This window comes from Modestobacter sp. I12A-02662 (assembly GCF_041028325.1).
Taxonomy (GTDB): domain Bacteria; phylum Actinomycetota; class Actinomycetes; order Mycobacteriales; family Geodermatophilaceae; genus Modestobacter.
In genome coordinates this window covers 56,371-77,074 of the sequence record NZ_JABGDE010000016.1, presented here as the reverse complement: position 1 = coordinate 77,074, position 20,704 = coordinate 56,371, and the positions used below count along the sequence as shown (strand labels likewise).

Here is a 20,704-nt window from a genome sequence, read left to right as displayed (position 1 = left end):
GCACACATGGCGAGCACCCACCCCGGCGAGATCGTGAGCATGGACCCGCGTACCGGCGAGGTCGCCGAGGTCGTCGCCCCGGAGACGACCACCGAGGAGGTCGCCCGCCTCTGCGAGGCCGCGCTCGCCGCCGCCCCCGCGCTGGACGGCATGGGCCGCCAGGGCCGGGCCGCGCTGCTGCGCGCGCTCGCCGACGCGCTGGAGGCCCGCCGGGAGGACGTCGTCGCGGTGGCCGACCGGGAGACGGCGCTGGGCACCACCCGGCTCAACGGTGAGCTGAACCGGACCAGCTACCAGCTGCGGCTCTTCGCCGAGGTGCTGGAGGAGGGCAGCTACCTCGAGGCGACGATCGACCACCCCGGGGACACCCCGATGGGACCGCGCCCGGACCTGCGCCGGATGCTCGTGCCGCTGGGCCCGGTGGCCGTCTTCGGGTCCAGCAACTTCCCCCTGGCGTTCTCGGTGCCGGGCGGGGACACCGCCTCCGCGCTGGCCGCCGGCTGCCCGGTGGTGCTGAAGGCGCACAGCTCGCACCCGGCCACCTCGCGGCTGGTCTTCGACGTGCTGGTCGAGGCGGCGCGGGAGGCCGGTGCGCCCGAGGGCACGCTCGGCATCGTCTTCGGCCAGCGGGCCGGTGGCGCGCTGGTCGCCCACCCGGCGATCCGTGCGGCCGGGTTCACCGGGTCGGTGGGGGGCGGGCGCGCGCTGCTGCAGATCATCGAGCAGCGGCCGGACCCCATCCCGTTCTTCGGCGAGCTGAGCAGCCTCAACCCGGTCGTGGTGACCCCGTCCGCGGCCGCCGAGCGCGGTGAGCAGATCGGCCGCGAGCTGGTCGGCTCCTTCACCCTCGGCGCCGGGCAGTTCTGCACCAAGCCCGGCCTGGTCTTCGTGCCGACCGGCACCGAGGGCGACGCCGTCGTCGACGCGATGGCCGAGGCGGTGCGGGGCAGCAGCGCGCAGGTGCTGCTCAACGAGGGCATCGCCGCGTCCTACGGCCGCATCTCCGGTGGGCTCGCCGACGCTCCGGGCGTCGAGGTCGTCGCCCGGGGTGAGGACGCCGACGGCCCCGGGTTCACCGCGGTGCCGCAGCTGCTGTCCACCACGGCCGCCGAGCTGCCGGCCGAGGTGACCGAGGAGTGCTTCGGCCCGGTCAGCGTGGTGGCCCGCTACGACGGCGAGCGCGAGCTGTTCGGTGCGCTGGACGCCATGCCCTCGTCGCTCACCGCCACGGTGCTCCGCGGCGCGGAGGAGACCGACATGCCGCTGGCCGTGTCCCAGCAGCTGCGGACCCGGGCCGGCCGGCTGGTCTACGACGCCTACCCGACCGGTGTCGCGGTCTCCTGGGCCCAGCACCACGGCGGCCCCTGGCCCTCCACGAATTCCCAGCACACCTCCGTGGGCACCAGCGCGATCCGCCGCTTCCTGCGGCCGGTGACCTGGCAGGGCGCTCCGCAGGACGTGCTGCCCGAGGAGCTCACCGACGGCTACACCGGCATCCCGCGGCGCATCGACGGCGTGCTCCAGCTGCCCCGGTGAGTCCCCGGGTCGCCCTGGTCAGCTCCGAGCGGGGACTCCGCCTCGACCCGGACCTGCCGATCGCAGCCCCGGCGCTGCGGCAGGCCGGGCTCGCCGTCGACGTCGTCCGATGGGACGACGCGGCGGTGGACTGGGCGGACCACGACCTCGCCGTGGTGCGGTCGTGCTGGGACTACTCCTGGCGGCTGCCGGAGTTCCTCGGCTGGGCGGCGTCGGTGCCCCGGCTGCGCAACGCGGTGGAGCTGCTCCGCTGGAACACCGACAAGACGCACCTGCGCGACCTGGCCCGGGCCGGGCTGCCGGTGGTGCCGACGGTCTGGGACCCGACCGAGGCCGGGCAGCTGCCCGACGCGCCGGAGTGGGTGGTCAAGCCGTCGGTGTCCGCCGGCTCCCGGGACACCGCGCGGTGGGACGACCCCGCGGCGGCCCTCGCCCACGTCGCGGAGCTGACCGCGGCGGGCCGGACGGCGATGCTGCAGCCCTACCTCGCCGGGGTCGACACCGCGGGCGAGACGGCGATGCTCTTCCTGGGTGGCCGCTTCTCGCACGCCGTCCGCAAGGGGCCGCTGCTCCGGCGCGGGGAGGGCGTGCGGCAGGACCGGAACAGCCGCGGCGACCTGCGGGCGGTCGAGCCGACGGCCGCGCAGCGCGAGCTGGCGGAGGCGGCGCTCGACGCCGTCCCGGCCCTGGTGCCCGGTGCGGCCCCACCGCTGTACGCCCGGATCGACCTGGTGCCCGGCCCGGCGGGCCGGCCGGTGCTGCTGGAGCTGGAGCTCGCCGAGCCGAGCCTCTTCCTGCCGCAGGCCCCGGCGGGTGCGGTGGCCCGGCTGGTCCGGTCGGTGGAGGACGCGATCGCCGCGTGAACGCGGTGCTGGGTGGCTTCGTCACCCTGGTCGCGGTCATCGTCGTCGGCTGGGCCTTCGGCCGCGCCGGCGTCCTGGGCGGCGAGGCGGCGACGGTGCTGTCCCGGCTGTCGTTCTACGTCGCCACCCCGGCGCTGCTGCTGCTCACCCTCGCCGACGCGGACCCGGCGGTGATCTTCTCGGCGGGGCTGCTCGGCACGGCGGGCAGCGCGGTGCTGTGCGCGCTGCTGTTCGCCGGCCTCGCGCGCTGGCGCTGGCGGCTGGGCCCGGCCGACCTCACCACCGGGGCGCTGGCCTCCTCCTACGTCAACGCCGGCAACCTGGGCGTGCCGATCGCGGTGTACGTGCTCGGCGACGCGTCCTACGTCGCGCCGGTGCTGCTCTTCCAGGTGCTGGTGATGGCGCCGGTCGGGCTGGCCGTGCTCGCCGGGTCCCACCACCAGGGCGCGGGATCCCGCTGGAGGCTGCTCAGCCAGCCGGTGCGGACGCCGGTGGTGATCGGCTGCGCGATCGGGCTGCTGCTGGCGGCGGCCGGGTGGCAGCTGCCCGCGCTGGTGCGGCAGCCGGTCGAGCTCATCGCGGACGTCGCGGTGCCCGCGGCGCTGCTCGCCTACGGCGTCAGCCTGCACGGCGCGCCGCGGCCCGCGTCCGGGGAGGGCGCCGGGCAGGTCTGGCTCGCCGTCGTCCTCAAGACCGCGGTCCAGCCGGGCCTGGCGTACGCGCTCGGCCGGTGGGGGGCCGGGCTGGACGGGGTGGCGCTGCTCGCGGTCACCGTCACCTCGGCGCTGCCGACGGCGCAGAACGTCTTCGTCTACGCCACCTCCTACGGTCGCCGCACCGAGGTGGTCCGCGACGTCGTGCTGCTCAGCACGGTGCTGTCGGTGCCGGCGCTGGCCGGGATCGCCGTGCTGATGGGGTGATCCGGCAGGTCCGCCCGTGCATCACGTCATGCCGCAGCGGTCTTGGACACGCATCGTCCGGCGTCCCTAGCCTGACCGGGTCCCGAGCGCACGAGGAGGTGCCCGAGTGTCGGACGCCGACGTGCAGGACGTCGTCCTGGTCGGAGCGGGCGTCATGAGCGCCACCCTCGGCGTCCTCCTCGGCCGGCTGCAGCCGGACTGGCGGATCACCGTCGTCGAGCGGCTCGGCGAGGCGGGGTCGGAGAGCTCGGGGGCCTGGAACAACGCCGGCACCGGCCATGCCGGGCTGTGCGAGTTCAACTACACGCCCCGCCGGCCGGACGGCTCCGTCGACGTCTCCAGCGCGGTGCAGATCGGCGAGCAGTTCCTCACCTCGCTGTGGTTCTGGGCGCGGCTGGTCGAGCAGGAGCTCATCGGCGCGCCGGCGGACTTCATCCGCTCGGTGCCGCACATGGGCCTCGGCCGCGGGGCGGACGGCGTGGCGTACCTCCGCGCCCGGTACGAGGGGTTGCGCGACCACCCGCTCTTCGCCGACCTGGAGTACAGCGACGACCGGGCGGTGCTGGCCCGCTGGCTGCCCCTGGTGTTCGAGGGGCGGGACGCCGGGGAGCCGATCGCGGCCACCCGCTCGGCGGCCGGCACCGATGTCGACTTCGGCGTGCTGACCCGGGCGTTGCTGGGCGCGATGCGGCAGCAGGGCGCCGCCGTGCACCTCCGGCACGAGGTGCGCTCGCTGCGCCGGCGCGACGGGCTCTGGCAGGTCGACGCCCGCGACCGGGACACCGGCCGGCCGCGCCCGCTGCGGGCCCGGTTCGTCTTCGTGGGCGCCGGCGGCGGGACGCTGCCGCTGCTGCAGTCCGCCCGGGTGCCGGAGATCCGCAGCTCGGCCGTCTTCCCGATCAGCGGGCAGTTCCTGCGCACCTCCCGGCCCGACCTGGTCGGCGGCCACCGCGCGAAGCTCTACGGCCACGCCGCCCCGGGGGCGCCGCCGATCTCCGTGCCGCACCTGGACCGGCGGGTGGTGGCGGGGGAGGAGCACCTGCTGTTCGGCCCGTTCGCCGCGTTCTCCCCGCGGTTCCTCACCCAGGGCCGGCTCACCGACCTGGCCCGGTCGGTCCGCCCGGGCAACCTGCCGACCCTGCTGGCCACCGCCCGGGACAACCGGTCGCTGGTGGCCTACCTGGTCCGGCAGGTCACCCAGTCCGACGCCGCCCGGCTCGCCGAGCTCCGCCGGTTCGTGCCCACCGCCCGCGCCGAGGACTGGGAGCTGGTGAGCGCGGGCCAGCGCGTCCAGCTGCTGAAGACCGCCGACGGCCGCGGCACCATGGTCGGCTTCGGCACGGAGGTCCTGGTCTCCGCCGGCGGCTCGCTGGCCGCGCTGCTGGGTGCCTCACCCGGGGCGTCGACCGCGGCCGCGGTGATGCTGGACGTGCTCGCTGCCTGCTTCCCCGACCGGGGTGCCGACTGGGCGCCGCGGCTGGCGGAACTCGCCCCGCCGGCCGCCGTGCTGCGGGCGCTGGGACCCGCCGGCCTGGCGGCCGCCGTCGCGCGCGCCCGGGGGACGCTGGGCCTGACGCCGGCCGTGCCCGGCCGGGAGGGGAACCGATGAGCGCCGATCCAGTGGCCGGGCTGCGGGAGGTGGTCGGGCCCGCGGGCCTGGTCACCGACGCCGACCAGATGGCCGGGTACCTCACCGACTGGCGGGGCGCGTACCGCGGCGCCGCGGCCGCCGTCGTCCGTCCGGGCAGCACCGAGGAGGTCGCCGAGGTCGTCCGGCGGTGCGCGGCCGCGGGGGTCGCGGTGGTCCCGCAGGGCGGCAACACCGGGCTGTGCGGCGGGTCGGTCCCCGACGCGTCCGGGCGGCAGGTGGTCCTGTCGCTGACCCGCCTGCGCCGGGTCCGGGACCTCGACCCGGCCGACCAGACCATCACCGTCGAGGCCGGCGTCGTGCTCCGCGCCGTGCAGGAGGCCGCCGCGGCGGAGGGCCTGCTGTTCCCCCTGTCGCTGGGCTCGGAGGGCAGCTGCACGATCGGCGGGAACCTGGCCACCAACGCCGGCGGCACCGCCGTCCTCCGCTACGGCACGATGCGCGACCTCACCCTGGGCCTGGAGGTGGTGCTGCCGGACGGCCGGACCTGGTCCGGGCTGCGCGGGTTGCGCAAGGACAACACCGGCTACGACCTCAAGCAGCTGTTCCTGGGCTCGGAGGGCACCCTCGGGATCATCACCGCCGCCGTCCTGAAGCTGTTCCCGGCGGTGCGCACCCGGGCCACCGCGTGGGTGGGGCTGCCCGGTCCGCAGGCCGCCGTCGACCTCATCGGCGTGGTGCGCGAGCTGGCCGGTGACCGGCTCACCGCGTTCGAGGTGATGTCCCGGCAGAGCCTGGAGCTGGTCCTGGCGCACACGTCCGGGGTCCGGGACCCGCTGGGCGGGCCGCACCCCTGGTACGCGCTGGTCGAGCTCTCCGACACCCTGCCGAAGGCGCCGCTGGACGAGGTGCTGGAGGCGGCGCTCGGTGCCGCGTTCGACCGGGAGCTGGTGACCGACGCCGTCGTCGGGTCCGGGTCGGGGCAGGTGGCCGCCCTGTGGGCGCTGCGGGAGGGCATCTCGGAGGCGCAGCAGCCCGAGGGCCCCAGCCTCAAGCACGACGTCACGGTGCCGATCAGCAGCATCCCGGCCTTCGTGGCGCAGACCGACCGGGCGCTGCAGGTAGCCCTGCCGGGGGTGCGGATCGTCTCCTACGGGCACGTCGGTGACGGCAACCTGCACTACAACCTCAGCAAGCCGGTGGGCGCCGACGACGACGTGTTCCGGGCCCGCGGCGCGGAGCTGAGCCGGGTCGTCCACGACTCCACCGCGTCCTTCGGCGGCAGCATCAGCGCCGAGCACGGCCTCGGCCGGGCCAAGGCCGGCCTGATCGCCGACTACAAGGACCCGCTGGACATCGAGCTGATGCGCGGGCTCAAGCAGCTGCTCGACCCGGCCGGCCTGATGAACCCGGGCGCGGTGCTCCCCGCGGCCCGCTGAGCGCCGGTCGCGGGCTCAGCGGTCGGCGGGCTCGGCGGTCCGCCCCTCGGTCGTCCCGGCGGTCCTCCCGGCTGGGGAGAGCCGGCGCCAGATCCAGCTGGAGGGCACCCGGCGGCCGGTGACGACGTACTCCCGGACGGCGTCCACCTCCAGCACGATCTCCAGGGCCCGGCGGGCCGCGCCCCAGCCGGCCAGCAGCAGCTCGTCGCCGACCGCGAGCACGAAGTCGGGCTCCGGGGCGACGGTGGCCTCGTGGCCGCGCAGCACCAGCAGCACCACCGCGTGCAGCGGCTGCTCCCGGTCCTCCGGGTTGCGCATCAGGTCCCCGAGGGTCGCCCGGCCGGAGGCGAGCCAGCCCGGGAGGGCCGGTGCGTCCTCCGGGGAGAGCCGGACCTTCCACAGCGCCTCCAGGCGTTCGCCGCAGAGGGCGGTCAGCCGGTCGATCACCTCGGCGGCCCAGGCGTCGCCCCGGGCCGGCATCTCGCGCAGGAACCGCCACAGCAGCGGGGTGGCCAGCTGCGCGTACACCTCGTGCGCGATCACCTCGGACGGCACGAGCAGGGCGTCGACCTCCATGGCGGCGAACAGCGGCGCGTTGGCGGCCTGGTTCTGCCGGGCGCCGATGAACAGCGACGGGTTGCCCCGCCGCGCCGCGGCGACCAGTGAGAGGTTGGTGGTGTCGTTGTCGGTGCCGGCCACGAAGCCGACGGACCGGACCAGGTCGACCTGCCGCAGCACGTCCGGCTCCGCGGGGTCGCCCACGACGAGGTCGTCGTCCTCGTCGCCGGCGGCCCGCGGCTCGACGACGGTCACCTCCAGCCCCTCGGCGCGGAGGTCGGCGGTCAGCTCCCGCCCCAGCCGCCCGTACCCGCAGACGATCCAGTGCCCGGTCCGCGGGGGCGAGCCGCGCGCCGGGAGCTCGGCTCCGGGCCCGCTCTCCAGCCAGGTCAGCAGCTGGTAGGAGGCCGGGGCCCGCAACGCCAGCCCCAGGTGGTCGCCGAAGCGGTCGAACGGGTTCACCGTGCTCGGGCCGCCGAACGCCCGCATCCGCTCCTCCAGCGCGCGGGACGTGACCCGGGCGATGACCGGCAGCTCGGGGCGCAGCAGCGCGGCGGCCATGACCACCGCGAGGTTGGCCTCCTCGTCGTTGGTGAGCGCGACGACCGCCTCGCACGCCGGGTGGTCCAGCCCGGCTACGGCGAGGTGCCCGGGGTCCCGGGCGTCCGCGGGCAGGCCGGGCACGTCGGCGTGGTACGAGTCCAGCTCGAGGGCGTCGATCCGCTCCGGGTCCCGGTCCAGGACGACGAACTGGCGGCCCAGCGCGTCGAGCGAGTGCCCGAGCAGCTCCCCGGTCCGGCCGTAGCCGGCGATGAGCACGAACGGCTCCCGCAGCCGGGCGACCTTGCGGGTGAAGTGCTGCAGGGCCAGCGCCTGGCGGAACGCCCGGTCCTGGAGCAGGGACAGCAGCGAGCCGATCGCGTAGGCCCAGCCGACCACGGTCAGGTAGATCGAGATCGTCACCCACATCCGCTGGTTGTAGGTGAACGGGTGGGGGATCTCCCCGAAGCCGATCGTGGAGGCGGTGTAGCTCATGATGTAGAAGGCGTCGAAGAACCCCATCCGCCACGGCCGGCCCTCGCCGTCCTGCCCCGGGATGAGCGTCAGCCCCAGGACGCTGATCGCGAAGATCCCGATCAGCACGATCAGCGGCGCGCGCATGCGCCGCATCACCAGGAAGATCGCCGCTGACGCCTGGGCGGCGGAGCTGGCCGCGACCCGGCGGGCCGCCCGGCGGTGCCAGCGGTCGTCCCGCCCGGCCTGACCGACGGCGACCGCAGGTGGGGTCCTCACAGGTGGCTCACCTCCGGTGGAAGGACACCGTCTCCACGACCAGCAGCACGACCGAGACCAGGTTGGCCAGCAGCGCGCCCCCGGAGAGGGAGACGACGCTCGCCGTCCAGCCCGCGGTCATGCCGGCGGAGGAGACGTACACGGCGTAGCCGTACATCAGCGCCGCGCCGATCAGCTGCAGGTCCGCGACCAGGCTGGTGGCCAGGTGCACCGCGCCGATCTGCGTGCGGTCGCCGAACTTGAGCACGGTGGCGATCAGGTTGACGACGACCGCGGCGAACAGCTCGTACGGGTTGTGCAGCACCGGGTCGTCGATGTCCCCGATGAAGAAGCCGAAGTTCAGCGTGGCTGCGAGCAGGACGAAGAACCCGAAGACCACCTTCTCCAGGTTCATCCGGCCCTCCCCGTCCGCCCGTCCTCCGCGGTGCCCGCATCGTCCTGGTCCCGGCCCCCCACCGCCACCCGCTCCCGCGCCACGGGGGCGCGGTGGCGGGCGGCGAACCGGCCCGGCGTCATCGCGGTGACCCGGGAGAAGTCCCGGACGAAGTGCGCCTGGTCGGCGTAGCCGAGCACCGCGGCGGTCTCCGCGAGCGCGGCCCCGTCGGTGCGCAGCCGCTCCGCTGCCTCCTGCAGCCGGCGGCGCTGGATCAGCCACTTGGGGGTGAGGCCCAGCCGGCGGTGCACCAGCCGCTGCAGGGCGCGCTCGGAGAGCCCGAAGGCGTCGCAGACCTGCCCGACCCGGGTCACCTCGGAGTCCTCCTCGACGAAGGCCACCACCCGGTCGACGAGCTCGCCCTCGGGGTCGACCGGGAGGAAGGGGCGCAGGGCCGCGTCGAAGGCGGCCATCGCCGCCTCGTGCGCGCCCGGGGCGTGCGGGTCGCCGGCCATCGCCGTCCGCACCCGGCCCACCAGCACGTCGGCGGCGTCGCCGAGCACCTCGGCGAGGTTGACGTGCCGGTCGGTGTAGCGCGCCACCGGGGCGCCGGCCAGCAGGGCGCCGGCGGCCGGCGTGCACATCACCCCGACCGCCCAGCCGTCGCCGGTCAGCGTGGTCGTCGACAGCCCGGTCTGGACGCCGTAGAAACGGGCGTAGCCGGAGGCCACCACCGGCAGGCAGACGGGGTACTGGAGCACCCGCTGCACGGACTCCTGCCCGGGCGGCACCGACCACACCGGGATCCAGAACCGGCGCACCAGCCCGGCCAGGTCGGGCGTCGGCTCGTACCGGTACATCGCGTGCGAGGCGTCCCCGGGCTCCTTGAGGTGGGCGCGCTCGACCGGGTCCAGTCGCTGCCGCGGCTCGCTGTCGGGTTTCATCAAGACGCAGCGTGCCGCATCCGGCCAGGCTGCGGGCATGTCGAACCCCACTGCCACCTCCTACGAGGCAGCCTCCCGGCCCCTGTCCGCCGTCCTCGACGCCGTTCCCGCCGATGCCTGGTCCCGGCCGTCGCCGTGCGAGGGGTGGACGGCGCGGGACGTCGTCCGGCACCTGGTCGACAGCCAGCGCGACCTGCTCACCGGGCACGGCCTGGACCTCGGTCCCGCGCCGGACCTCGACGCCGACCCCGCCGGTGCCTGGCGGCAGCACGCCCAGCGGGTGGCCGCGGTGATCGCCGACGACGAGGTCGCCGGGCGCGGCTACGAGGGCTTCTTCGGCCCGACCACGATCGGCGCCACCCTGGAGCAGTTCTACGTCTGGGACATGGTCGTGCACCGGTGGGACGTCGCCCGCGCCACCGGCCAGGACGCCGTCCTCACCGACGCCGAGCTCGACCGGGTCGCGGCCGGGGCGGACAGCTTCGGCGAGGGGCTGTACATGGACGGCATCTGCCGCCCGGGGGCCACCCCGCCGCCCGGGGCGGACCGGGCCACCCAGGTGCTCGCCCGGCTCGGCCGGGCGGCCTGACCGGCCGGGACGCCACCGCGCCGGCCGCCCTGCGGTCAGCCGGTGGCGTCCCGCCAGGAGTACGCGGGCTCGTACCCGAGCAGCCGGCGGGCCTTGTCGATCGACAGCAGCGTCTCGTGCTCGCCGACCTCCCGGGTGACGGGGACGCCCGGGAACACCTCGACCGCCAGCTCCCGGCTCGGGCGGGACATCACCGTGTCGGCGTTGGCGATGATGAAGACGTCCGCGCCGACGGCATGCCGCTCGAGGGCGCGGCGCACGGCCTGCGCGCCGTCCCGGGCGTCGATGTAGCTCCACAGGTTCCACTTCCGCAGCTGCGGGTCGGCGTCGAAGCCGGGGAACGCGGCGTACTCCTCGGGCAGCATCACGTTGCTGAACCGCAGCCCGGTCATCGACAGGTCCGGGTGCCAGCGGCACAGCTGCCGGGCCAGCTCCTCCTCCAGGGTCTTGACCAGCGAGTAGGTGCTGTTCGGCCGGGGCGGGTACTCCTCGTCGACCGGCAGGTAGGGCGGCGGCTCGTCGAAGGGCAGCCCCAGCACCGTCTCGCTCGACGCCCAGACGATCGTCCGGACCCCGGCCCGCAACGCCGCCGAGTACACGTTGTACGAGGCGGTCACGTTGTTGGCGAACGTCGCGGCGTTCGGGACCAGGCCCGGGGCCGGCACCGCGGCCAGGTGCACCAGCGCGTCCACCCCGTCGTGCCGGTCGTCGATGCCGCTCAGCGCCTCGACCGCCTGCCCGAAGTCGGTGAGGTCGACGACGGTGGACACCACGTCGCGCCGCGGCGAGGGCACCCGGTCCAGGGCGACGACGTCCCATCCGGACTCGAGCAGGTGGTCGACCACCACCCGGCCGAGCTTGCCGCTGCTGCCGGTCACCGCCACGCGCGCCATGCGCCCTCCGAACTCCATCGGGACCCGTCGGGCCACCCTCTCCCGGCCCGGCCCGCACCGCAGGTCGGCCAGCCGCATCCCCCGGCGGGCCCGGTCGTCGATGGTCAGGTCGGTGACGTCCTCGACCGCGCCGCGTCCCTCCTCGGCGTCCTCGCTCTGCTGCCGGGGCACCCGTAGCCGCTCCAGCCGCGGCTCCAGCACCTCGGTGATCAGCAGCCCGCGGACGACGGAGAGCACCAGCGAGCCGGCGATGTGGAAGAACCAGTTGGAGGCGCCCGGTCGGTGCGGGTGGGCGCGGGCGCCTCGGTCATCCCAGGACCTCCTCCAGGTCGAGCACACCGCCCTCCGCGTCGAACTCCGCGCGCACGGCGGCGAGCAGCTCGGGGTCGGCGAGCACGTCGAGCGCGGTCAGCGCCAGGCCCACCGCGCCGTCCAGCACCGCCCGGTCACCGGCCGGCGACACGGCGGCCGTGGCGAAGCCGGTGGTGTGCATCGACGTGTCCGGGTCGGCGATGGCGATCATGGGGTGGATCGACGGCACGCGCACGCTGACGTTGCCCAGGTCGGTGGAGCCGGCCAGCGACGCCGGGGTGACGCCGGGGGGCAGCGCGCTGCGGCCGCGTCGCGCCTGGTGCCGGGTCCAGCGGGCGGCGAGCTCGAGGTTGGCCCGGATCGGCAGGTAGGCGGGCATCTCGTCCCAGTGCAGCTCGTAGCCGCAGCCGGTCATCGCGGCGGCGGCCACCGCGATCGCCTCCATCCGGCGGGACAGGTCGGCCAGCGTCTCCGGCGTCGCGGAGCGCACGTAGTAGAGGGCCTCGGCGGTCTCGGGCACCACGTTGGGACGCTGCCCGCCGTCGGTGATGATCCCGTGCACGCGGTCGGTGTCGGGGACGTGCTGGCGCAGCATCGCGACCCCCGAGTAGCAGGCGACCACCGCGTCGAGGGCGTTGCGGCCCATGAACGGCTGGGCCGAGGCGTGCGCGGCGATCCCGGTGTAGGTGATCCGCAGCTGGCGGCGGCCCAGGAACGGCTGCACCGCGGCGTCGTAGCTGAACGGGTGCAGCATCACCACCGCGTCCACGCCGTCGAAGGCGCCGTCCCGGGCCATCAGCTCCTTGCCGCCGCCGCCCTCCTCGGCGGGCGTGCCGAGCAGCACCGCAGTCCCCCCGACGTCCCCGGCGGAGAGGACGGCGGCCAGGCCGAGGAAGGCGCCCACCGCCGAGGAGCAGATGATGTTGTGCCCGCAGCCGTGGCCGATGCCCGGCAGTGCGTCGTACTCCGCGAGCAACGCCACGGTGGGGCCGTCGCCGGAGCCGGTCGTGGCGCGCAGCGCCGTCTCCAGGCCGTGCGCCCCCACCTGCGCCTCGATGCCGTGCCGGGCCAGCAGGTCGGCGACCGCGCGGGCCGACCGGTGCTCCTCGTAGCCCTCCTCGGGGTGGGCGTGCAGGTCGTGGCTCAGCCCCCGCAGGTCCTCCGCGGACGCCTCCACGGCCTGCTCCACCCGGGCGAGCAGCTCCTCCGGGGCGCCGGCGTGCGACGAGGTCAGCGGCTCGGCGGTGGCGGCGGCCCGGTCGGTGGCCGCCCGCAGCTGCTGGAGGTGCGCGGTGTCGGCGGGCTGCGGTCGGCGGGGGTCGGGAGCGGCGTCGGACATGGTCCGTGTCTACCGGTTGCGGACGCTGCTGTCCGCAAGTGGTGCGGGCCGCGGCCGCGAGGGCCAGGATGGTGACCTGCACCACCGAGGAGGACAGGATGACCTCGTCGTCGCCCACCGGGTCCGGCTCCTGATGTCCGTGCTGGGGCTGCGGCGGGCAGCACGCAGCGCGCTCGGCGCGACCGCGTCCCTGGCGGCGACGGGCACCGCGCTGGCGGCCGCCCCGGTGCTCGGGGCGGCCGGCCTGCTGGGCGTGCCGCCGGGCGGGTCGTCCCGGGTCGGCGCGGCGGCGGCCGACCTGACCGGCGCCGTCCTCGGCGGCACCCTCGGCCTGGCCCGGGTCGCCACCGTCGCCGGGGTGCGCAGCGTCGGCACCCTGGTCACCGGGGCCGACCCGGTGCCCAGCGGGCACCTCCGCGACCTGGCCGCGGCGGTGCACGGGCTCGTCGAGCCGCCGGCCGACCGGCGCACGCACCGGGTGTGGGCCGACCGCGACCGGATCCAGGTCGAGCTGGCCACCGAGCCGACGCCGGGCGCGCGGCGCAACCTGCGCCGGCAGCTCGAGCGGCTCGAGGGGGTGGAGTGGGCCGCGGTCAACGACGTCGTCGGCCGGGTGATGGTGGCCTTCGACGAGCGCCGGGTGCGCCCGGCGGACCTCGTCGGCGTGGTCACCGCGGTGGAGCGGGTCCGCGGCGGCCCGGCGCACGGCCCGCGCAGCGACCACCCGGCGGACCTCGAGCCGATGATCGCGGCCCTCGCCGAGGCGGCGGTCGACACCGTGGCCATGGGGGTCGCCGTCGCGGCGAAGTTCCTCCCGGTGCCGGCGCTGTCCCGGCACGCCACGGTGGCCGTCGTCCTGCTCGACTCCCAGACGTGGCTCAAGGACCGGATGTCCCGGCGGATCGGCCCGCTGGGCACCGAGCTCGCCCTGGACGCCACCGGGGCGCTGCTGCACGCGCTGACCCAGAGCCCGACGGTGCCCGCGATCAACGCGGCCGCGTCGCTGCAGCAGGCGCTCGCGGTGCGGGCGCGGCGGCAGGTGTGGGGCCGCCGGGAACGGGAGCTGTGCGGTCCGGCGGCGGCCGAGGACGAGCAGCCGCTGGAGCCGCCCGGCCCCCGCCCCGGGTCGTTGCCGCCGGGGCCGGTGGACCGGTACCGCAACCGGCTGGGTCCCACCACGCTCGCCGGGTCCCTCGCCGTCCTCGCGCTGACCCGGCGGCCGGGCCGCTCGGCGGACTTCATCAAGGGGCTGTCCCCGAAGGCCGCGCTGAACGGACGCAGCTCCTTCGCCGCCGTCCTGGACCTGCTGATGTGCCGCCGCGGGGTGCTGCCGCTGGACGGGTCGGCATACCGGCGGCTGGACCGGCTGGACGCCGTCGTGGTCGACAGCGCCGCGCTGTGCACCGGCCCGCCGGTGGTGATCGAGGCCGAGGCGTCGGCGGGGGCCGACGGCTGGGACGACGCCCGGGTGTGGACGGCAGCCACCGGGCTGCTGGGCGACGACGCTCCCGCGGCGGACGACGGGTCCGTCCGGCTGGAGCCGCCCGGCGAGCACCCCGACGTCCCGGGCGGCCAGGTCCGGGCGCTCTGCGAGGGGGAGCGGCAGGTCGGCACGGTGACCGTCGCCGCCGAGCTCGACCCGCACGCCGAGGCGCTGCTCGCCGCCGTCACGGAGGCCGGTCACCGGCTGGTCCTGACCGCGCACGTGGGCACCCGGGAGATCGCCTCGGCCGCTGAACAGGTCGATCCCGGGCAGGAGCCGCTGGCCGCGGTGGTCCGCCGGCTGCAGGCCGAGGGGCGCGGCGTGCTCGTCGTGTCCGCCGCGGACGACGCCGCCCTGCTGGCCGCTGACGTGGGGATCGCCCCGGCCCGACCGGGCGTCCGGCCGGCCTGGGGAGCGGACCTGCTCACCGGCCCGGGGCTGGTCGACGCCTGCCACCTGGTGCAGGCCACCGCGGCGGCCCGCACGGTCAGCCGGCGGTCGGTGGAGACGGGCCTGACCGGCAACGTCCTCGGTGGGCTGCTCGCCGCGGTCGGCGGCGCGCGGGGCGGCCAGCGGAAGGCCACGACGCCGGGCAAGTCGGCCACGGTGCTCACCATGCTGGGCGGGTCCTGGGCGGCGGTCCGGGTGGCCCGCCGCCCGGCACCGCCGCCGTCGGTGCACACGCCGTGGCACGCGCTCGACCCCGACGACGTGCTGCGGCGGGTCGCCGGCCTGCGCACCGACGACCCCGTGCCGGCCGGTCCGCTGGCCGCCGCCCGCCGGCGGGCCGGGGCGCTGCCCGCCGTCCGCGGCCCGGTCCGGTTCGCCCGGACCGTCGCCGCCGAGCTGTCCGACCCGCTCACCCCTGTCCTCGGGGCGGGCGCCGCGGCGACCGCAGTGCTCGGGGAGTCCACCGACGCGATCCTCGTCGGCAGCGTCACCGCGGGGAACGCGCTGCTCAGCGGCCTGCAGCGGATGCGCGCGGAGACGGCGCTGGAGTCGCTGCTGCTCGAGCAGGACGTCCCGGTCCGCCGGGAGACCGACGACGGCACCGAGGAGGTGCCCTCCAGCGCGCTGCGGGTGGGGGACGTGGTCGCCGTCCAGTCCGGGGACGTGCTGACCGCGGACGCCCGGCTGCTGGCCGCCGACGACCTGGAGGTCGACGAGTCCAGCCTCACCGGGGAGTCGCTGGCGGTGGTCAAGTCGGTGGCGGCCACGCCCGGGGCCGACGTCGCCGACCGCACCTGCATGCTGTTCGACGGGACGACGGTGGTGGCCGGCACCGGCCGCGCGGTCGTCGTCGCCGTCGGCGGGGCCACCCAGGCCGGGCGCGCCGCGCGGGCGGCTGGTGCCGCGGCGCCGCCGGCCGGTGTCCAGGCCCGGCTGGCCGAGCTGACCCGGTCGGTGCTGCCGGTGACCCTGTCCGGCGGCGCGGCGGTGACGGTGCTCAGCCTGCTGTGGGGCCGCCCGCTGCGGGAGGCGGTCCGCTCCGGGGTGGCCGTGGCGGTCGCCGCCGTCCCCGAGGGCCTGCCGCTGGTCGCCACCGTCGCCCAGCAGGCCGCCGCCCGGCGGCTGTCCCGGCGGGGCGCGGTGGTGCGCAGCGCCCGGGTGCTGGAGGCCCTCGGCCGGGTGGACACCGTGTGCTTCGACAAGACCGGGACGCTGACGGAGAACCGGCTGCGGGTCGTCCGGCTCGTGCCGCTGGACGGGGAGCTGACGGACGAGGAGCTGCTGCGGCTCGCCGCGGCCGGCGCCGGCAACGGTGACGACCAGGCGCACGAGACCGACCGGGCGGTGCTCGAGGCGGCGGCCGACCGGGAGGTGGTGCCCGACTCCCCGCCGGACGCGGCGCTGCCGTTCGCCGCCGGCCGCGGGCTGTCCGCGGCGCTGCGGGACGGCCGGCTCGTGATCAAGGGAGCGCCCGAGGTCGTGCTGCGCCGGTGCGGCGACACGGGGGACGCCAGCGGGCGGGTGAAGCAGCTCGCGGGGGAGGGGCTGCGGGTGCTCGCGGTCGCCGACCGGCCCATGGAGGGCCGCCCCGACGACCTGGACGACGCCGCGACCGACCTCACCCTGCGCGGGCTGGTCGCGCTGGCCGACACGGTGCGGTCGTCGTCGATGACCGCGATCGAGCAGCTGGGGGCGGCCGGCGTGCGGGTCCTGGTCGCGACCGGCGACCACCCGCAGACCGCCGCCGCCATCGCCGCCGAGGCGGGCGTCCCGAACGCCGACCGGGTGGTGACCGGCAGCCAGCTGGCCCGCGCGTCCGAGGCCGAGCGGGCCCGGATGGTGGCCGAGACGGCGGTCTTCGCCCGGCTCTCCCCGGAGCAGAAGGTGCTCCTGGTCGGGGCGCTGCGGCGCGGCGGGGCGACGCTGGCGATGACCGGGGACGGGGTCAACGACGCCGCGGCGATCCGGCTGGCCGACGTCGGGGTGGGGGTCGCGGGGGCCGAGTCACCGGCCGCACGCACGGCCGCCGACCTGGTGATCACCGACCTGGACCTCACCCGGCTGGTGGACGCGATCGCCGAGGGTCGGGCCATGTGGTCGCGGGTCCTGGACGCCGTCGCCGTCCTGGTCGGCGGCAACGCCGGCGAGGTCGCGTTCACCGTGCTGGGCACCGCGCTCGGCGGGCGGGCGCCGCTGGGCACCCGGCAGCTGCTGCTGGTCAACCTGCTCACCGACATGTTCCCCGCGCTCGCCGTCGCGGTGGCGGCCCCTCGCACCACGACGGCGGACGGCGGCGACGGGCCGCTGGCCGGCCACCCGCTGGAGGACGTGCTGCGGGCCGGGCCGCACCGCGGTTTCCAGGCGGCGGTGCGCCGGCTGGTGCTGGTCCGCGGTGCCGCCACCACCGCCGGCGCGACCGGTGCCTGGGCGACCGGACGGCTGACCGGCACCCGCAGCCGGGCCTCCACCATGGGCCTGGCGGCGCTGATCACCACCCAGCTGGGCCAGACCGCCTGGGCGGGCCGGCGCAGCCCGATGGTGCTGGCCACCGCCGCCGGGTCGCTGGCCGTGCTGGCGGCGATCGTGCAGGTGCCCGGGCTCAGCCAGTTCTTCGGCTGCCGTCCGCTGGACCCGTTGTCCTGGCTCGCCGTGCTGGGCTGGGCGGCCACCGGCACCGCCGGAGCCGAGCTGGTCCCCCCGCTGGTGCAGCGGTGGCAGAACCGCTCCGGTGGCTCCGGTGGCTCCGGGGACCCGTCGCCGGCGGGCCCGGCCGACGGGGCGGCGCGGCACCGGTCGGGTACGTCCGGTGACACACCTCCGCAGGGGGCGGAGCCGGTCCCCGGACCCCTCCACGCGGAGGCGCCCAGTTCCTAGCCTGCGGGAGGACCGATCCCCGACAGGAGGCGTGCGATGTACGTCGAGGTCGTGCAGGGCAGGACGTCGGACCCGGCCGCGGTGCGGGCGGGGCTCGACCGGTGGGCCCAGGAGGTGGCGCCGGGTGCGACGGGGTGGCTGGGGACCACCGCCGGGGTCACCGAAGACGGTCGCGTCCTGGCGGTGGTCCGCTTCGAGTCCGAGGAGGCGGCCCAGAAGGCCGCCGACCGCCCGGAGCACCGGCGGTGGTGGAGCGAGGCGGAGCAGTCCCTGGAGGCGGTGACCACCGTCCGGTCCAGCACCGACGTCACGGTGGACCTGCAGGGCGACCCCGACCGTGCCGGCTTCGTGCAGGTGATGCAGGGGCGGACCAGCGACCCGGTCCGGGCCGCGGAGCTGATGAGCCAGGACCCGGACGTGTGGGCGGAGTTCCGGCCGGACGTGCTCGGCAGCGTGACGATCGGCCACGAGGACGGCGGCCACACCGTCGTCCTGTACTTCACCACCGAGGCCGACGCGCGCGAGGGCGAGCGCAAGGAGGTCCCGCCGCAGCTGCGGGCCGCGATGGAGGAGATGGAGCAGCTGGCCGTCGGGCCGACGGACTTCTTCGACCTGCGGGATCCCTGGCTCCGGTCCCCGGCCTGAGACCGGCCCGGCCACCCGAACCTGACCACGCCGATCGCGCTGTGGGACCACACGGCGGCGACCGTCCCTGAGGGCGGCCTGAGGGACATCGATACGGGGACGTGAGGCGTTCTCTGGGGCGCCGCTTCGGTGAACCGTTCCAGCTCGAGTTCCCCTTCCCGAACCGCGCCAACGTGACCCGCCACGGCGCCCCGGTGCGGTACCGACTCCATGCTTCTGCAGCGAGCCGGTGATCCGTCCACGGCCGCGACCGCTCGGTCACCGTCGGCATCAGCGGTTCCAGGAGGGACCACATCGGCACAGACCTCCTGCCGCGTCACCGTTCAAGACTCACCTGGCCCCAACGAGAGCTCCCTGTGAGCACGGCCCAACGTGAGCGCGCGGCCGGTACTTGACGTCGCACTTGCATTTTGCAAGTGTCGCCGCATGAGCCTGTTCATCACCTGCCCGGTCGAGAGCGTCGAGCGCGCAACCGCCTTCTACGCCGCCCTCGGCTGGACCCTCAACGCAGAGATGTCCGATCACAACGTGTCGTGCTTCGCGATCGCGCCCGAGCAGTACGTCATGCTCGGTAGCCGCGAGATGTACGCGAGCGTCGGCGGCGTCGAGGAGCTGGTCGGCGGATCCCACACGCCCTCGAAGGTCACCGTCTCGTTCGACCTGGGCAGCCGCGAGGCGGTCGACGAGCTCACCGAGCGCGCCGGCGCCGCCGGCGGGCGGATCGGTGACACCGACGACTACCCCTTCATGTACCAGCGCCAGTTCGACGACCTCGACGGCTATCACTACTCGCCGTTCTGGATGAAGCCGGACGACGATCCGACCGCGTGAGCGACCTCGCCGCGGCCCTCGACATCGTCGGGGCCCGGTGGGCCCTACTGGTCGTGGAGCGGCTGCTCGACGGGCCGCAGCGCTACGGCGATCTGCAGCGCGACCTCGGAGTGCCCACGAACATGCTGGCGACCCGCCTTCGCGAGCTCGAAGCGGCCGGCGTACTGACCCGTCTGCCGCTCCGGCACAACACCCGGGCCTACGCGCTCACCGATCGCGGGCTTGCATTACGCACGGCGATCGTCGCGCTCGCACGCTGGGGCGCCGAGCAGGCTTAGGGGTGGCGCGGGATCGCGATGCGCTACAGGGGCTCAGCCGTGGCGGGGCCTGTCTCATGGTGGGCCGCTGTGGGACACCGGCGAGCTGGCAGGGTGCTGGTCACCGCGATCTCGACTTCGAGGACAGTGAGCACGCCGCCGGCGGTGGCTACGCGCAGCGGTCACCGCTGTGGCTGACCGCGAAGGCAGTTCAGGGACGCCGGTGTCGGCAGACCCCGGCCAGGCAGGCGGACATCCCGCGAGGGCGTCCGCCGCGATCGGCCGAGCGGCCAGACGCGACGGCCGCCGTCCCCTTGTCGCCCCCGTCCCGAGCTGGCGCACCGCACGACCCCACAAGTGGTGCGGCTGGGCGAGGATGGCGGCGTCTCACCGCACGCGGCGTCGGCACGGGAACCGGATGAGTCCATGGAAGCGCAGCACACCGTCGTCGAACCGCTCACGCGCGACCGGGCCGAGGCACTGCTCGAGGGCAGCGACGCCTTCACGCGGGGATTCGGCTACCGGGTGGCCGACGGCTACCTGGAGTTCCCCGAGGCCCTCCCCGCGGTCGTCCAGGGGCTCCGGGACGGGATGGACCCCGACTGGTCCAGTTACCTGGTCATCGACCCCACGACGACCACGGTCGTCGGTCTCGGCGGCTTCAAGGGTCCACCCACCGACGGATCCGTGGAGATCGGCTACAGCATCGCTCCGTCCCACCGCGGACGGGGCCACGCCACCGAGGCCGCCCGCCGCTGGCTGGACATCGCGACCGCCCGGGGGGTGACGCTGGTGTGTGCCCACACCCTGGCCGAGGAGAACGCCTCGGCGGCGGTCCTCCGGCGACTGGGCTTCCGGCGCACCGCCGAGCTCACGGACCCCGACGTCGGCGCCGTCTGGCGCTGGGAGCTGACGACCGGCACGAGGCACCCGTAGCGCCGCTGAGCGGCGGGTGCCGCCTCACGGCGGCCAGCCGCTGAAGGTGGCCGCTCAGGGAGCTGGGCGCCCACCGACGTCCGGGCCCCCGACCTCCTCCCGGATCGCCGCGAGCATGAGTTGGTTCTCCACGCGCCGCGCCTCGAGCAGTCGACGCAGGTCGTCCTCGGCCGCGACGTGGTCCCGGAAGGCATCGAGGACGTCGGTCGTGGTGATCGCGGCCATGTCGTGTGCGCCCATCGGCAGGTCGACCGCCGAGGCCATCTCCGCGGCAGCGGCCTGCAGCTCGGCGGCGGCCCTGCGCAGCCGGTGCGCCACGCGCTGGTAGACACCCTGTTCCTCGGCCGCGGCGGCCTCGCCGGGGTCGAGAGCGCGCACGTGGACCTCGAGGTTCTGCGCCAGGCCGGCAGCGGCCGCGGCGAGAGCGGCCGGCACCGCCGCGTTCTGGGCCAGGCCGCGGCCGCAGGTCTGCTGCTCCTCCACCGTCCGCTCCTCTCGTCCGGCGCCGTGGTCCACGCGCCGGCAGCGTGTCCGCCGGCGCCCCGACGGCATCATCGTCGCGCCGGCCGGAGAACTCCGCT

General features: G+C 75.9%; 17 protein-coding genes. 11 read left to right on the top strand and 6 right to left on the bottom strand.

The window, feature by feature from the left end; all coding sequences use genetic code 11:
- The first annotated feature begins 6 nt into the window (after nucleotides 1-6).
- From HL189_RS21015 to HL189_RS20995, 5 genes are all read left to right on the top strand, one after another.
- Nucleotides 7-1,536, top strand: a complete 1,530-nt coding sequence (locus HL189_RS21015; protein ID WP_369135683.1) for an aldehyde dehydrogenase (NADP(+)) — start codon at nucleotides 7-9, stop codon at nucleotides 1,534-1,536.
- A complete protein-coding gene (locus HL189_RS21010; protein ID WP_369135682.1) occupies nucleotides 1,533-2,399 on the top strand; it encodes a RimK family alpha-L-glutamate ligase in 867 nt (288 codons plus the stop codon). The genes HL189_RS21015 and HL189_RS21010 overlap by 4 nt, the downstream gene beginning before the upstream one ends.
- Nucleotides 2,396-3,319: an AEC family transporter gene (locus tag HL189_RS21005; protein ID WP_369135681.1), complete on the top strand. Its 924-nt coding sequence runs from the start codon at nucleotides 2,396-2,398 to the stop codon at nucleotides 3,317-3,319. The genes HL189_RS21010 and HL189_RS21005 overlap by 4 nt, the downstream gene beginning before the upstream one ends.
- A 106-nt stretch (nucleotides 3,320-3,425) precedes the next feature.
- Nucleotides 3,426-4,928 (top strand): malate dehydrogenase (quinone), encoded by a 1,503-nt coding sequence (gene mqo / locus HL189_RS21000; RefSeq protein ID WP_369135680.1) that lies wholly within the window; start codon nucleotides 3,426-3,428, stop codon nucleotides 4,926-4,928.
- Nucleotides 4,925-6,346 (top strand): FAD-binding oxidoreductase, encoded by a 1,422-nt coding sequence (locus HL189_RS20995; RefSeq protein WP_369135679.1) that lies wholly within the window; start codon nucleotides 4,925-4,927, stop codon nucleotides 6,344-6,346. Before mqo ends, HL189_RS20995 begins: the two co-directional genes overlap by 4 nt.
- A gap of 15 nt (nucleotides 6,347-6,361) precedes the next feature.
- Here HL189_RS20995 and HL189_RS20990 read toward each other — a convergent pair whose 3' ends face one another.
- From HL189_RS20990 to HL189_RS20980, 3 genes are read right to left on the bottom strand one after another with little or no spacing between them, the layout of a single operon-like run.
- Complete coding sequence (locus HL189_RS20990; RefSeq protein ID WP_369135678.1) at nucleotides 6,362-8,197, bottom strand: TrkA family potassium uptake protein; 1,836 nt, start codon at nucleotides 8,195-8,197, stop codon at nucleotides 6,362-6,364.
- A gap of 7 nt (nucleotides 8,198-8,204) precedes the next feature.
- Nucleotides 8,205-8,591, bottom strand: coding sequence for a DUF6394 family protein (locus HL189_RS20985; RefSeq protein WP_369135677.1), 387 nt, complete (start codon nucleotides 8,589-8,591; stop codon nucleotides 8,205-8,207).
- Complete coding sequence (locus HL189_RS20980) at nucleotides 8,588-9,514, bottom strand: helix-turn-helix domain-containing protein (protein ID WP_369135676.1); 927 nt, start codon at nucleotides 9,512-9,514, stop codon at nucleotides 8,588-8,590. Before HL189_RS20980 ends, HL189_RS20985 begins: the two co-directional genes overlap by 4 nt.
- Before the next feature lie 37 nt (nucleotides 9,515-9,551).
- On the opposite strand from HL189_RS20980, the gene HL189_RS20975 reads away from it, so the two are divergent.
- Nucleotides 9,552-10,103 (top strand): TIGR03086 family metal-binding protein, encoded by a 552-nt coding sequence (locus tag HL189_RS20975; protein ID WP_369135675.1) that lies wholly within the window; start codon nucleotides 9,552-9,554, stop codon nucleotides 10,101-10,103.
- A 35-nt stretch (nucleotides 10,104-10,138) separates the two neighbouring features.
- Here the strand turns inward: HL189_RS20975 and HL189_RS20970 are convergent, their stop codons facing one another.
- A complete protein-coding gene (locus HL189_RS20970) occupies nucleotides 10,139-11,335 on the bottom strand; it encodes an SDR family NAD(P)-dependent oxidoreductase (protein ID WP_369135674.1) in 1,197 nt (398 codons plus the stop codon).
- On the bottom strand, nucleotides 11,304-12,647 hold the full coding sequence (locus HL189_RS20965) for a M20 family metallopeptidase (RefSeq protein ID WP_369135673.1): 1,344 nt from the start codon (nucleotides 12,645-12,647) through the stop codon (nucleotides 11,304-11,306). The genes HL189_RS20970 and HL189_RS20965 overlap by 32 nt, the downstream gene beginning before the upstream one ends.
- Before the next feature lie 133 nt (nucleotides 12,648-12,780).
- On the opposite strand from HL189_RS20965, the gene HL189_RS20960 reads away from it, so the two are divergent.
- From HL189_RS20960 to HL189_RS20940, 5 genes are all read left to right on the top strand, one after another.
- Entirely contained in the window at nucleotides 12,781-17,454 is a 4,674-nt protein-coding gene (locus tag HL189_RS20960; protein ID WP_369135672.1) for an HAD-IC family P-type ATPase, read from the top strand.
- Between the two features lie 36 nt (nucleotides 17,455-17,490).
- Complete coding sequence (locus tag HL189_RS20955; protein WP_369135671.1) at nucleotides 17,491-18,099, top strand: hypothetical protein; 609 nt, start codon at nucleotides 17,491-17,493, stop codon at nucleotides 18,097-18,099.
- A 426-nt stretch (nucleotides 18,100-18,525) separates the two neighbouring features.
- Nucleotides 18,526-18,930, top strand: coding sequence for a VOC family protein (locus HL189_RS20950; RefSeq protein ID WP_369135670.1), 405 nt, complete (start codon nucleotides 18,526-18,528; stop codon nucleotides 18,928-18,930).
- Nucleotides 18,927-19,208 (top strand): winged helix-turn-helix transcriptional regulator, encoded by a 282-nt coding sequence (locus HL189_RS20945; protein ID WP_369135669.1) that lies wholly within the window; start codon nucleotides 18,927-18,929, stop codon nucleotides 19,206-19,208. The genes HL189_RS20950 and HL189_RS20945 overlap by 4 nt, the downstream gene beginning before the upstream one ends.
- Before the next feature lie 405 nt (nucleotides 19,209-19,613).
- Nucleotides 19,614-20,123, top strand: a complete 510-nt coding sequence (locus HL189_RS20940) for a GNAT family N-acetyltransferase (protein WP_369135668.1) — start codon at nucleotides 19,614-19,616, stop codon at nucleotides 20,121-20,123.
- 54 nt (nucleotides 20,124-20,177) lie between these two features.
- Here HL189_RS20940 and HL189_RS20935 read toward each other — a convergent pair whose 3' ends face one another.
- Nucleotides 20,178-20,606 (bottom strand): hypothetical protein, encoded by a 429-nt coding sequence (locus HL189_RS20935; RefSeq protein WP_369135667.1) that lies wholly within the window; start codon nucleotides 20,604-20,606, stop codon nucleotides 20,178-20,180.
- Nucleotides 20,607-20,704 lie beyond the last annotated feature (98 nt).